10 protein-coding genes are annotated in these 13,392 nt (G+C 65.3%); 1 reads left to right on the top strand and 9 read right to left on the bottom strand.

Translation table 11 applies throughout. From position 1 onward, the window contains the following. Position 1: 1 nt before the first annotated feature. The 5 genes from pheT to rpmI all read right to left on the bottom strand — a co-directional run bounded on the left by pheT (position 2) and on the right by rpmI (position 4,952). Entirely contained in the window at positions 2-2,419 is a 2,418-nt protein-coding gene (pheT, locus tag SAB01S_RS07980) for a phenylalanine--tRNA ligase subunit beta (RefSeq protein ID WP_062732524.1), read from the bottom strand. After that, on the bottom strand, positions 2,416-3,507 hold the full coding sequence (pheS, locus tag SAB01S_RS07975; protein ID WP_062732523.1) for a phenylalanine--tRNA ligase subunit alpha: 1,092 nt from the start codon (positions 3,505-3,507) through the stop codon (positions 2,416-2,418). The genes pheT and pheS overlap by 4 nt, the downstream gene beginning before the upstream one ends. Positions 3,508-3,578: 71 nt before the next feature. Beyond that, positions 3,579-4,193 carry a LysE family translocator gene (locus SAB01S_RS07970; RefSeq protein WP_062732648.1) on the bottom strand — a complete coding sequence of 205 codons (615 nt, stop codon included), beginning with the start codon at positions 4,191-4,193 and terminating at the stop codon, positions 3,579-3,581. A gap of 178 nt (positions 4,194-4,371) precedes the next feature. Further along, a complete protein-coding gene (rplT, locus tag SAB01S_RS07965; RefSeq protein WP_007711871.1) occupies positions 4,372-4,734 on the bottom strand; it encodes a 50S ribosomal protein L20 in 363 nt (120 codons plus the stop codon). A 14-nt stretch (positions 4,735-4,748) separates the two neighbouring features. Next, a complete protein-coding gene (gene rpmI / locus SAB01S_RS07960) occupies positions 4,749-4,952 on the bottom strand; it encodes a 50S ribosomal protein L35 (protein ID WP_009823219.1) in 204 nt (67 codons plus the stop codon). 158 nt (positions 4,953-5,110) lie between these two features. Here rpmI and SAB01S_RS07955 point away from each other — a divergent pair, with 158 nt between their 5' ends. Next, the gene (locus SAB01S_RS07955; protein ID WP_062732522.1) at positions 5,111-7,276 is read left to right on the top strand and encodes an AsmA family protein; all 2,166 of its coding nucleotides are present in this window, start codon (positions 5,111-5,113) and stop codon (positions 7,274-7,276) included. A gap of 66 nt (positions 7,277-7,342) precedes the next feature. On the opposite strand, the gene SAB01S_RS07950 is transcribed toward SAB01S_RS07955, so the two are convergent. From SAB01S_RS07950 to SAB01S_RS07935, 4 genes are all read right to left on the bottom strand, one after another. Continuing rightward, a complete protein-coding gene (locus SAB01S_RS07950; RefSeq protein WP_062732521.1) occupies positions 7,343-8,824 on the bottom strand; it encodes a DNA recombination protein RmuC in 1,482 nt (493 codons plus the stop codon). A gap of 175 nt (positions 8,825-8,999) precedes the next feature. Continuing rightward, positions 9,000-10,550: a Y-family DNA polymerase gene (locus SAB01S_RS07945; RefSeq protein ID WP_062732520.1), complete on the bottom strand. Its 1,551-nt coding sequence runs from the start codon at positions 10,548-10,550 to the stop codon at positions 9,000-9,002. A gap of 197 nt (positions 10,551-10,747) precedes the next feature. Continuing rightward, positions 10,748-11,233 (bottom strand): transcription elongation factor GreB, encoded by a 486-nt coding sequence (gene greB / locus SAB01S_RS07940; RefSeq protein WP_062732519.1) that lies wholly within the window; start codon positions 11,231-11,233, stop codon positions 10,748-10,750. A gap of 68 nt (positions 11,234-11,301) precedes the next feature. Beyond that, positions 11,302-13,377 (bottom strand): lytic transglycosylase domain-containing protein, encoded by a 2,076-nt coding sequence (locus SAB01S_RS07935; protein ID WP_062732518.1) that lies wholly within the window; start codon positions 13,375-13,377, stop codon positions 11,302-11,304. Positions 13,378-13,392 lie beyond the last annotated feature (15 nt).

Here is a 13,392-nt window from a genome sequence, read left to right as displayed (position 1 = left end):
CTTATCCCCGCAGGGTCGCGCCCAGCTTGCCGGCGGCCTTGACCACCGATGCGCTGATCGCCTCCAGCTCTTCCTGGGAAAAGCTCTTGTCCCCCGGTTGCAGCGTGACTTCAATGGCGAGCGACTTTTGCCCGTCCTCGACCCCCGGTCCCACAAAGACGTCGAACAGGCGCGCGTCGACGATGGCCTTCTTGTCCGCGCCGCGCACTGCGCGCACGAGCGCGTCGGCTTCAACATCGGCGGGCACCAGGAAGGCGAAGTCGCGCTTGACCGCTTGCAGGGCAGGCGGCGCGTAGGGCGCGCGCAGCGCCCCGCTCTTGCGTTTGGGCGGAATGGCGTCGAGGAAAATCTCGCCCGCCACCACGGCGCCCGACAGGCCGAACTGCCGCGCCAGGCTGGGGTGCAGCACGCCATATTCGGCCAGCATCATCTTGGGCCCCAGGCGTAACGTGCCGGACTGCCCGGGATGATAGGCGGCGGACGCTTCGCCAAAGCCTTGCAGATTGGCGACCGGGGCGCCGGCTGCGGCCAGCAGCGCGATCACTTCGGCCTTGGCGTCAAAGGCGTCGAACGGCTGCGCCTTGCCCGACTGCCAGCCACGCGCGACCTTTTCCCCCGCCAGCACGAAGCCGACCGTCGCGCGCTCGCCCTGTTTGAAATAGCGGCGGCCCAGTTCAAACAAACGGACCGACGCGGCGCCGCGATCGACATTGCGCTTCGTTGCGGAAAGGAGGCCCGGCAGCAGCGAGGGCCGCATGACCTTGAGATCCTCCGAGATCGGATTGGCCAGCGTCCAGTCGCCGCCACCCACGGCCGCCGCTTCCTTTTCGGAAAGGAAGGACCAGTTGATCGCTTCGGCCAGGCCGCGCGCGGCGGCGGTGCGGCGTACGCGCCGTTCGACCAGCTGTTCGGGCGTGGCGGTGGGGCGGGCAACGCCGGGCGTGCGCGGCAGCGGGGTGGAGGGCACATGGTCCAGCCCGACGATGCGCACCACTTCCTCGACAAGGTCGGGCCAGCCATCGACATCGCGCCGCCAGCTGGGCACGGTGACGGTCCAGTGGCCCGGCACGCTGACGGGCATGCCATCCTGATATTCGACGCTGTCTGCGTCACCCGACACGCTGAAGCCCAGACTTTCGAGAATGCGCTTCTGTTCGTCAGCGGGCACATCCACGCCGGCAAGCGCGAGGCACTGATCGGGTGTATAGGCAATGGTGCGCAGAGCGAGAGGCGGCGCGCCTGCGCGCGTCGCCTCGCTCGGCGTGCCGCCGCACAGGGTCACGACCAGGCTGGTGGCGATCGACAGCCCGTCATCCAGGAAGGCGGGATCGACGCCACGCTCGAACCGGCCGCGCGCGTCCGAGGTGAGCGCCAGCTTCTGTCCGGTGACAGCGATCCGTTCCGGCGTGAAATAGGCGCATTCGATCAGCACGTCGCTCGTGTCGTCCTGCGCGCCCGAATGTTCGCCGCCCATGATGCCGCCAATGTCGTGCACGGCTTCGTCGTCGGCGATGACGGTCATGCTTTCATCGACCGTGTAGGTCTTGCCATTGAGCGCCAGCACCTGCTCGCCGCTGCGCCCCTTGCGCGCGACCAGCCCGCCTTTCAGGGTTGCCATGTCATAGACGTGGAGCGGCCGGCCAAGGTCGATCATGATATAGTTGGTGATATCGACGAGCGCGCTGATCGGCTTCTGGCCGATGGCCTTCAAGCGCCGCGCCATCCAGTCGGGCGAGGCGCCATTGGTGACGCCGCGCACGGTGCGGGCGTAGAAAGCGGGGCAGCCATCGGGATCGTCGGTGCGGACGTCCGGTCCCGGACCCGCGCCCTCGATCGTCGGCACGATGATGGCATTGAGCCGGCCAAGGCCGGCGGCCGCGAGATCGCGCGCAATGCCGCGCACACCCATGCAATCCTGCCGGTTGGGCGTCACCGACACGTCGATGACCGGATCGTCAAGCCCGGCCCAGTCGGCATAGACGCGGCCGACCGGCGCGTCGGGCGCGAGTTCGATGATGCCGTCATGATCGTCGCCCAGCTCCAGCTCGCGGGTCGAACACATCATGCCGTTGGATTCAACGCCGCGGATTGCGGTCTTCTTCAGCACCATGCCGTTGGACGGGACCACCGCCCCTTCCAGACCGAAGACGCCGATCAGGCCCGCGCGGGCATTGGGCGCGCCGCACACGACCTGCAACGGCTCCCCATCGCCATGATCGACGGTCAGCACCTGCAGCTTGTCGGCCTGCGGATGCTTGTCGGCGGTAAGCACCCTGGCAATCTTGAACCCGGCGAGCCTTTCGGCCGGGTTTTCGACGCCCTCGACCTCCAGGCCGATGGCGTTCAGCGTCTTGAGGATGGTGGCAAGATCGGCATCGGTATCCAGATGCGTCTTGAGCCAGCTCAGCGTGAACTTCATGCGCCCACTCCCCCGCTCAGCGTCGGCACGTCCAGCGCCGAGAAGCCATAATGTTTGAGCCAGCGCAGATCGCCGTCAAAGAATGCGCGCAAGTCGTTCATCCCATATTTGAGCATCGCCAGCCGATCGACCCCGGTGCCAAAGGCGAAGCCCTGCCACTCGTCGGGATCCAGCCCGCACGCCTCGATCACGCGGCGGTTGACCATGCCGCTGCCCAGCACTTCGAGCCAGCCGCCGTCCGCCGCGTCGCCATCGCCGCCGATGATCCGCTGCCCGTTGACAAGGGTGTAGCCGACGTCGACCTCGACCGACGGTTCGGTGAAGGGGAAATAGCTGGGCCGCAGGCGCAGGACGATATCCTCGCGCTCGAAAAAGGCCTTGAGAAAGGTTTCCAGCGTCCATTTAAGGTGGCCGAGCGTGATGCCCCGGTCGATCACCAGACCTTCGATCTGGTGGAACATCGGCGTATGGGTGGCATCGCTGTCGCTGCGGTAGACGCGACCCGGCGCGATGATGCGAATGGGCGGCGGCTGGTTCATCATCGTGCGAATCTGCACCGGCGACGTATGGGTGCGCAGCAGCATCTTTTTCTGCCCCTCCTCGTCGGGGAAGTAGAAAGTGTCGTGCATCGCGCGCGCCGGATGGGTTTCGGGGATATTGAGCGCGGTGAAGTTGTGCCAGTCGTCCTCGATCTCCGGCCCGGTGGCGACGGAGAAGCCGAGGTCGGCGAAGATTTCGGCCAGTTCGTCCATGACCTGGCTGACGGGATGGACGCTGCCTTGCGGGCCGATGTCGGCGGGCAAGGTCATGTCGACCCTTTCGGAGGCCAGTTTCGCGTCGAGCGCGGCCTGTTCCAGCTGCGCCTTGCGCTCGGCGAGCGCGGCGGTCACGCTTTCGCGCAAATCCTGGATCGGCGGGCCTTTTTCAAGACGCTCCTCGGGCGACATGGGGCCAAGCGTTTTCAACAGGCCCGTGACGACCCCGCTCTTGCCCAATGCCCCCACCCGCAACGCTTCGAGCGCGTCCAGCGTATCGGCAGCGGCGATGTCGGCAATCAGGCCGGTCTTGAGTGCGCTAATTTCGGTCATATCATTCCCATGGGCCGTAATGGCAAAGCGTCGCGTTGCGCCTTAGCGACGCGAGCGCTGCATGGGAAGGGTCAGGCCCGCGTCCCCAGCAGCGCGCCGCCGAAGCCGATGAAGAGCAGGCCGGTGCCGCGGTTGAACAGGCGCTGGCGGTTGGCGGGGGCGAGCCAGCGCTTCAAACGACCGCCGCCCAGCGCGTAGACGCCATACCAGAAGCTTTCGATCACCACGAAGCTGGCGATCAATATGGCGAGCTGCGTCCAGAAGGGACGATCGAGGACGATGAACTGCGGGAAGAGCGCGGCGGCGAAGATGATGAGCTTGGGATTGGAAAGGCCCGTCAATAGCCCGGTGGCGAAGAGCGCATGGTCGGATTTGGCAGGACGCATGGCATCGCCCATGTCCACCGGCGCGCGCCACGCCTTGACGCCGAGCCAGACCAGATAGGCGACGCCGGCATAGCGCAAGACATCGAACAGCCGCGGCGATGCCTTGAGCAGCGCGCCCAGACCCAGCGCCGAGGCGATGAGACATAACAGGACCGCGCTCATCAGGCCCGCCATCGTCGCCAGCGCCTTGCGCGGGCCATGGGCGATGCTCTGCGCCATGACGTGCAGCATGTTGGGGCCGGGCGTCGCCGAGATGAGGAACACCGCTGTGACGTAGATCCACCAGAGATGCAGCGACATGGGATGGGTGCTTTCGATGCGGTCCATCCCCTCCGTTCGTTTCGAGCTTGTCGAGAAACCGGAGTGCTGCCTTTCCGGCTTCTCGACAAGCTCGAAGCGAACGGAGGGGAGAACCAAAAAAGGGCGCCGAAGGCTGATGCCCCAGCGCCCTTTTTAGACGATCTTGCGATCAATCCGCTCAGGCGGCGGGCAGCGCGGCCTTCGCCTGGGCGATGATGGCGCTGAACGCTTCGCCTTCATGCATCGCGATGTCGGCCAGGACCTTGCGGTCCAGTTCGACGCCGGCGAGCTTGAGGCCATGCATGAACTGCGAATAGGTCAGGCCTTCGGCGCGGACGCCGGCGTTAATGCGCTGAATCCACAGACCCCGGAAGGTCCGCTTCTTCACCTTGCGGTCGCGATAGGCGTACTGGCCGGCCTTTTCGACGGCCTGGCGCGCGATGCGGATGGTGTTCTTGCGACGGCCATAATAGCCCTTCGCCTGATCCAGAATCCGCTTATGCTTCGCCTTGGTGGTTACACCACGTTTGACACGTGCCATTCGTCAGACTCCTCTTACTTCAGGCCGTACGGCGCCCACAGGCGCACATGACCGGCATCGGAATCCGACAGCACGCTGGTGCCGCGATTCTGGCGAATATATTTGGCGTTGTGGCTGATCAGGCGGTGACGCTTGCCAGCGACGCCATGCTTGACCTTGCCGGTGGCGGTGAACTTGAAGCGCTTCTTCACACCGCTCTTGGTCTTCATCTTGGGCATTTTCGTCTCCTTATCTGGCGCGACGATTACAGACAGCCACGGCAGCCCTAGTTAGCCGGGCGGTCACACTGAATATCGCGAAGGGCGGCCCTTAGTGACCTGCGGCGCAAAAGGCAAGTGATTCGGACCCAAAGCGGGGCGATGACGTTGATGCTGCCATGGCCGATACCGAACCCGACGCGCACATCAAAGGGACAACCGTGGCGACCGGTGGCGGGGCGGGCCATCCCGTGCGCCGCGCGCAGGCCCGCTGGCGCGCCCTGCCCCTGCCCGCGCGCGTCGCGATCGGGATCGTCGGCTTGCTGTTTGCCATCTGGCTGATCCTGTTCGTCACCAAGGGGCGGTTTTTGAAGCGGCCGTTCGAGCATGTGCTGGGCAACAGCCTCAATCGGCAAGTTCGGGTGGACGGGGATTTCCAGCTCTATTTCGCGCCGATCACGATCAAGTTTCTGGCCGAAGGCATGCGCGTGTCGAATACCAGCTGGGCGAGCCGCCCCGATGTGTTTCGCGCCGACCGCATCGACAGCCGGATCGCGCCGCTGAGCCTGATCTTCGGCGACAAGGTGCGCGTGCGCTGGCTGGAATTTCGCAACGGTGCGGTCGACCTGGAATGGTCGCGCGATCATCAGCACAATACATGGACCTTTGGCGATCCGGCGAAGAAGGGCAAGCCGCTCAGCCTGCCGCTGGTGAGCCGGGCCTTGCTGACCGGGACGACGCTGCGCTTCCGCGATCCGCGCATGCAATTGGGCGTCGATATCGGGTTCGAAACGGTGAAGGCGCGCGATACGCAATTTGCGAGCGAAGTGCGCTTTGCCGGCGATGGCACCATGCGCGCGCTGCCGTTCCGGTTGAAGGGCGGGCTGCTCTCCCCCGATCAGACGGTGACGGGCGGTCGCAACCGGCTGGTCGCGCGGATGGACGCGGGGGAGACGCGGGTCGATGTTTCGGGCACGCTGCCGGGCGCGACGCAATTGGAGGGCAGCGACCTTCAGATGGTGGCGCAGGGCGGCAATCTGGCGCGGCTGTTCGACTTTCTGGGCGTGGCCATTCCGCCGACGCGCAGCTATCGCTTCACCAGCGACCTCACCAAGGCAGGCGAGGAATGGCGCTTCACCCATTTGAAGGGCAAGTTTGGCGACAGCGATATGGCGGGGCGGTTCACCGTATCGCAGCCGGGCGGGCGCACGCTGATCAAGGGCGATCTGGCGACGCAGAAGCTGGACATTATCGATGTGGGTCCATTCATCGGCTATGATCCGGAACGGCTGGCGACGCAGGGCGGCAGCGGGGCGATCATGACGGTGTCGGGCGCGCCGCGTGTCTTGCCGGACACGCCATTAAGGGTCGAGGCGATCCGCAATTTCGACGCCGATGTCCGCTACAGCGTCAGGACGGTCCGCGCGCCCAATGTGCCGATTTCCAACGCGGCGGTGACGGTGAAGCTGGACAAGAGTCTGCTGACGCTGTCGCCGCTGACGTTCGACATGGCGGGCGGGCATGTGGCGTCGGATATCAGCATCGACGCGCGGCAAAGGCCGGCGCACACGGACTATGACATTCGCCTGGCGCCAACGCCCATGGGCACGTTGTTGGCGCGATGGGGCGTGGCGGAATCGGGCACCAACGGCACGATCAGGGGTCGGGTGCAGATGACCGGCATCGGCGATTCGCTGCATGATTCGCTCGGCAGCGCCAATGGCCGCATCGCCGCGATCCTGCCCGCCGGAACGATGTGGGCGCGCAACGTGCAATTGTCGGAAATCGACGTTGGCACCTTCATCACCAAGATGTTCGAGAAGAAGCTGAAGGAGCCGGTCGAGATCAACTGCGGGCTAATCGCCTTCACCGTGCGCAATGGCGTGGCGGCGGCGGACCCGATCCTGATCGACACGAAGAAGAATGTCATGATCGGCCGCGGCGGATTTTCCTTCCGCAACGAACGGCTGGACCTGGCCTTTCGCGCGGACGGCAAGAAGATCAGCCTGTTTTCCGGGCAGTCGCCGGTCGGCATTGGCGGCTATTTCGCGCAGCCGCGCATCAGCGTCATCAGCCCCGACCTGATGGCGCGCGGGGGTGCAGCCGCTGCGCTGGGCGTCGCGGCGACGCCGCTGGCGGCGGTGCTGGCCTTTGTCGATGTGGGCGATGCCAAGGGCGCGGCGTGCGGACCGGTGCTTGCCGGCGCCACCGCGCAGGCGCAGCGCACCAAGAGCGGCAAGCCGCGCGACGATGTCGGCCGTGGCACGACCGCCAAGGATGAAGCGGGCAAAGGCAGCAAGGCGGAGAAAAAGAGCCAGGACAAGAAGTTCCTGGGCATCTTCTGACCGGACGAGCCAGCGACTTGAACGGTCAGAAGCAGGCGATCGCTGCCATCCTACTCCTCTATGGGCCTACTCCGCTACGGGCAGAGCGCGCGCCTCGTCCGACTGTGAGTCGCGAATGAGCAGTTCGAGAGGCTCGACAGCCTCGATTTCCTTACCCCCGGTTTCGACGTTGAGATCGCGAAAGCGGCGACCGGCGGGGAGGACGCTGCGATCAAAGCTGCCGACGAACTTGTTATAATTGTCGACGGCGCTGCTGAGGCCCGAGCCAAGACGCTTGAGATGCGTCGCCGCCGTGGCGAGCCGCTCATAAAGTTGCTTGCCAAGATCGGCGACCTCCTTGGCCTGATCCTGCAATTTGGCCTGACGCCAGTGGCCGGCCAGCGTGCGGGCGAGCGGCAGAAAGGTGGCGGGGCCGCAGATGATGACGCGGTTGCGCGCGGCGCGTTCCCACAGATCCATGTCCGCTTCCAGCGCGGCGGTGACGAAATTGTCGCCGGGCACATACATGATGACGAAGTCGGGCGCCTTGTCGAATTGCTCCCAATAGGCCTTGCGCCCGAGTGCGTCGGCATGGGTGCGCACGGCGCGGGCATGGTCGGCCAGGAATCGGTCACGGGTCGAGCCATCCACCGATTCGACGGCGTTGAGATAGGCTTCGAGCGAGCATTTGACGTCGACCACCAGTTGCTGGTCGCCGGGCAGACGAATGATGAAGTCGGGGCGCAGCCGGCCGTCTTCCACCGTGACCGATACTTCCTCCTGAAAATCGACGAAGAGGGACAGGCCGGCGGTCTCGATGAGATTCTTGAACTGCTGTTCGCCCCAGCGGCCGCGCGTCTTGGGCGCGGCGCGTAGAGCGTTGACGAGCTTGGCGGTTTCCTCGCGCACCTGCCCCTGCCCCGCATGGACCATGGCGATCGCTTCGCGCAGTTCGGCATAGCTGCCGACCCGGTCCTTTTCCACGCGCGCCAATCCTTCCTCATAGCGTTTGAGCGTGGTTTCGACCGGAGAGAGCAGGGTCTTGAGCTGGGCCTCGCTCTTTTCATGCGCCTGGGCGAAACGCTGGTCGGCGCGAGTGAGGAATTGCGACTGGGCGGTTTCGAGCAGGCGACCGCCGATTTCACTGAATTGCGCGGACAATTGCTCCTTGGCGTCCTTGAGCGCGGTGATCTGTTGCTCGAAGGCACGGGTGCGGGCCTGAATGTCGGATTGCAGCGCGGCGAGGTCGCGCAGCGCGACTTCGCGCTCGGCCTGCACCGCCTGAAGCCGCGTGTCGGCGGCGGACTGGAGCTGCTCCAGACGCTGGGCGGCGGCACGCTGCGCCTCTTCCTGCCGGGCGATCTGGGCCGCGCCCTGGGCCACCCGTTCCTGTTCCACCGCCAGTTCGGCGATCGCGGCGTTCCGCTGCGTCGTCGCCGTGTCCAGCCGGGCAGCTAGGTCGGCCTTTTCAGCGGCAAGAGGTGCGGCGGAACGGGCGCGGAGGAGCCACCCGGCAACCAGGCCGATAAGGAGCGCGAGGATGAGGAAAAGAGCGGCCAGACTGTCCATTGGAGGTCCTTTTGGGAACGAAACAGGAACCTAGCGGGATGACCGGCGCGCGGCAAGTGTGACAGGAAAGGCGACAAGACGAAAAATAGTGCCAAATCGTTAGTTAGCTACCTAATTATATCCTTTGTTCTGGTTGCTCCAGAGTAGCAGATGATGGTCGGCATGTCGTATCGACTCAGGCGAATACGCCGTGAAGATACCAAGCCGGGGCGGACGTCTCCGCATCCTGCGATCCGTGAAAAATCCAGTATCGACGGCCGCGTGCATCCTCGACCCGGTAATAGGTTCGCGCAAGACCATGGGACTGCGATGCAGTCGGGCCATCAAAGCGGGCGACGTCATGCCGTCTTCGGCGCCAACGAAATTGGTGTGGAGGGCCATCGGGCTTTGGCGTCGTCACGCTGATCGGTTGGGGCGGATCGAAAAGATGAACGGGGTGCGTCAAGCCATCAGCCGTCAGTCCACCAGTCGTTTCCCCATCTTCCCAAGACGTCGGCGCTCGCCCCGTGACGGCAGGCAGCGGCAGTTCAGCCTGTTCCAAATCAAGGCTGGCGCGAGAGGAAGTGCGCGTGGCGCGCGCATGTCCTGCGCGGCACGACAAATGATCGCCCGGCGGGTCGGTAGGCCTGTCACGGCGCACCCCTCCCCCTTCCAAGGCCAACTGCGTGGCGGGGAGCCTTTCCACCTGGAGGATGAGAAAACGCAGCAGGTCAAAGCGCAAGTGCGAATCCGTCGGGTTCGGCAGAGCGCCGATCCGATCAAGCAAAAGACGCAGGATCGCAGACGCGTCATTCACCGGTGGGCGCGTTTCAACCCGCAAGGGCAGGGCCAGGCCGTCATTGCGGAAAAACACGGTCTCAAAGCGTCGCGCGCCCTCGCCTCGCTCGGCGAGCCGGGCCACCGCTTCCACAACCATGTCCTCCAACAAGGCGAACGCCTGACCGATGTCGCCTATCGGTTCGGCCAAAGGCCGGTCGATACGAATGGCAGCGCACGGCCGACGCGGCATAGGGGCGCGGCGGCTCTGACCAAGCAGGGCGTCGAGCGCCTCTGCCACCTCTTGCCCGAAATGCGTGACGGAAACGCGGGACGCCAGATCGCCGACGGTGCGCAGCCCGGCGTGACGCAACGCCGCCATGCTGTCCGGATCGAGGCCCAGCGCCGCGATAGGCAAGCGACGAATGGCGGCTCCTTCGTCGGGTGCGGGAGGACCGGGAAAGCGAGCGAGCGCCTGCGCGGCCTGAGGGCTGGAGGCTATGGCATGGCCCAGGCGCAGCCCTTGCCGATCCAGACGCCGCACTGCGTCCGCCACCAGCGCGCCGTCACCGCCCCATTCGGGGGCGCAATCGCTGACGTCGAGCGTCAGTCCGTCGATTCCATCCGGCACGATATGGGGCGTGTAGCGGGTGCAGCCAGCGCATAGCTGCTCCAGCCAATCCTGATCGGCATGAGGATCAGCATCAAAGATGCGCAGATCCGATGCTATGGCGCGCGCGTCGTCCAACGCCATGCCCGGCACCAGGCCCATCGCGTGCCCGTCGGCGTCGACGCAGGAGAGGCGCGTCGCGCCGCGCAGCCTTTCCACCACCACCGCCGGCCCTTCGCCTCTGGCCCAAAGGTCGGGCCGCGTGACGCGCAAGCGATCGATCGGCAGGAAGGGAAAGCTCAGCGCCAGATAGCGGCGCGGCGCCGACTGCCTGACGTCACGTGCCGTCCTGGCGTTCATCGACCGCCTCGTGCAGGCGGCATGCCGCCACGCAACGCGCCGCCATCCTGCGAACACCCATGGCGAGCACGCCGTGGGCACGATGTTTCCGAAGGGGAGTCGACCATTGCTTGTTCCTGATACGTTCCATTGCTCGTAGACAGGGACCAAGTCAAGAAAGGCGGCGTCGGAAAAATCCTGGTGGGCGTCGGTGCCCGTCAGTCTGGATAGCGGATCGCCATGACTTCATAGTCGCGTTCGCCCGCCGGCAGCAGGACGCGGCGAAGGTCGCCGACCGCCGCGCCGCGCAGGGCGCGGGCGATGGGAGAACCCCAGCCGATGCGGCCGGCGTCGACATCGGTTTCGTCATTGCCGACGAGGGTAACGGTGCGATGATTGTCGTCTTCATCCGCGATGGTGACGGTCGCGCCGAAATAGACGCGGCTCTTGTCTGGCTGATGCCGGGGATCGACGACCTTGGCGTCCTTCATCTTCTTTGACAGGCGCTTCAACTGCCCGTCAATTTCGCGCATCCGCTTGCGCCCATAGAGATAGTCGCCATTTTCGCTGCGGTCGCCATTGCCCGCCGCCCAGCTGACCACCTCGACGATGCGGGGGCGTTCGACGCCGAGCAGGTGGTCATAGTCCGCGCGCAGCTTCGCGAAGCCTTCGGGCGTGATGTAATTGGGATAAGGGGTGGCCATGGCCGCCCCCTCCTAGCCGTTCGGGCGGAGCGGAGTCGAGACGGGCGTCCCGACTCCTTCTAGAGGCGTCAGCCCGGCGTCTGTTTACCCAGATAGCGGCTGAGCACCGCGTTGCTGCCGCGGAATTTGGCGCGTTCCGGATTCATCGCTTCATAGACGACGGCGTTTTCGAGCACGCGCTGGACGTAGTTTTTCGTTTCGTAGATCGGAATATTCTCGATCCAGCGCAATATGTCCGACCCTGGCAGGCGCGGGTCGCCATTGGCCCTGATCCATTTGTTCACATTGCCCGGCCCGGCATTATAGGCCGCCACCGCAAGGGGATAGCTGCCGCCATAATAATCGAGCATGCGCTGGAAATAGCCCGACCCCAGCATGATGTTGTAGCTGGGATCGTTCAAGGACGCGGGATCATAGCTCATGCCGAGTTTGCCCGCCTGTTCGCGCGCGGTGCCGGGCATCAGCTGCATCAGGCCGCGCGCGCCGGCATGGCTGACGATCTGCTTGTCGAACTGGCTTTCCTGCCGGGCGATGGCGTGGACCATGGTCCAGTTATATTGCGCCTGGCTGGGCACCGGCACGCGTGGAAAGGCGCTGTCGCCATAGCCGGTCAGGCCGCTGGACACGGCGCGGCGGCCGACCATCACGCTCATGTCCGGACGGTTGATCTGCTGCGCCAGTTCGGCGGCGAGGAAATGATCGGTGTCGCTGTCGGCATTATTGGCGATGGCGCGGGCGAATTTGCTCTGGTCGGCCCAATAGCCCATCTGCCCCAGCGCCTTGACCGCGCGCACGACCGAGCGGCTGTTGAACGCCGCGCGTTCGGCCGCGGAGATCGCCACCGGCCGTTCGACCGTGGCGGGCGCGGGCACCGGACGGCCGAGCCGTTCGAGCGCCAGCTGGCCGTAGAACTGGTCGCCATAATTGGCGGCCTGGGCGAAATAGCTGTTCGCGCTGGCGCTGTCGCCCGCCGACAGGGCGGCGCGGCCGGCCCAATAATAGCCCTTCGACCGGGTCTGGGGCGATTTGGCCGCGTCGGCATAACGGCGGAACATGCCAACCGCGTCCGAGGGACGGTTGAGATTGTAGAAGGCGGTGGTACCCGCCAGCCAGGCAAGGCTGGTATAATCGTCGCGCACGCCGATCGGCTGATCACTGACGTCCGAGCCGGGCGGCACGGCGTCGTCAATCTTGCTGGCGATGCCCCAGGCAAAGCTCCACTGGCTGTCATTCGCCGCGCTGCGCGCGTGATTGAGCAGCACTTCGTAAAATTCCTCCGGATCGCCGGGGCGATAGGTGGCGGCGGGGCGGTTGGCGAGATATTGGCGCGCGGCGATCCAGTTGCCGCTGTCGCGCAGCCAGACAGCCTTGTCAGCCACATAGCCGGCATCGGCCGCGCCCATCGCATCGGCCGATTGCATCAGCGCGGTCGCTTCGGGCGCCTTGCGCTTGAAGGCGATGCGCGCGGAAAAGACCGGGCGGCGCGCGGCGCTGACATAGGGCAGCATCCGCATCGCGCCGGCAATGTCGCCATTCCATAGCAGCATGTCGGCGCGCAGATCATGGTCAACAGGCGTGAAGGCCGATCCGAACAGCGAAAGCAGCCGCGCTTCGTCGCTGGGTTGCAGCGTGCCGCCGACCCAGGCGTTGCGCGCGGCGATTCGCGCTTCGTCCATCCGACCCAATTGCATCAGCGCCACCGCGTTGCGGGCGTGGCCCACGGGCGTGCGCGGCGGGAACTGCGCGAAGAAGGCGACGACCTGCGCGGGCGCATAGCTGTCGGGATTAATGCCGGTTTCGGCAAGCCGGCGCATCCGGTCTTCGCCCGGCCAGCCCGGATTGGCCATGATGAAGCTGGCATAGGGCGCAAAGCCCAGCCCATCGCTTTGTTGCAGGGCGCGCCACTGGCTGATCGTTCCAGCGATCGAGCCGTCGGTGGGCTGCCCGATCTGCGCCTGGACGCGGTTCCACTGGCTGGGTTGGCCATATTCGGGCGGCACCGGCTGCACCATCGCGCCCGAGGGCGCAGGAGGCGCGGCGTCTTCGGTCTGCGCGCTGGCGCCAGCGGTCATCAGCAACAAGGCAATAATCGGCATGCGGATCAGATAACTTTCGACAGGAGGAGGGGTGCGCATGCTGGACATAATCGCATTTGCGTC

Source organism: Sphingobium abikonense NBRC 16140, from assembly GCF_001598335.1.
GTDB classification, from domain to species: Bacteria; Pseudomonadota; Alphaproteobacteria; order Sphingomonadales; family Sphingomonadaceae; genus Sphingobium; species Sphingobium abikonense.
This window is presented reverse-complemented; position numbering and strand designations above follow the sequence as displayed.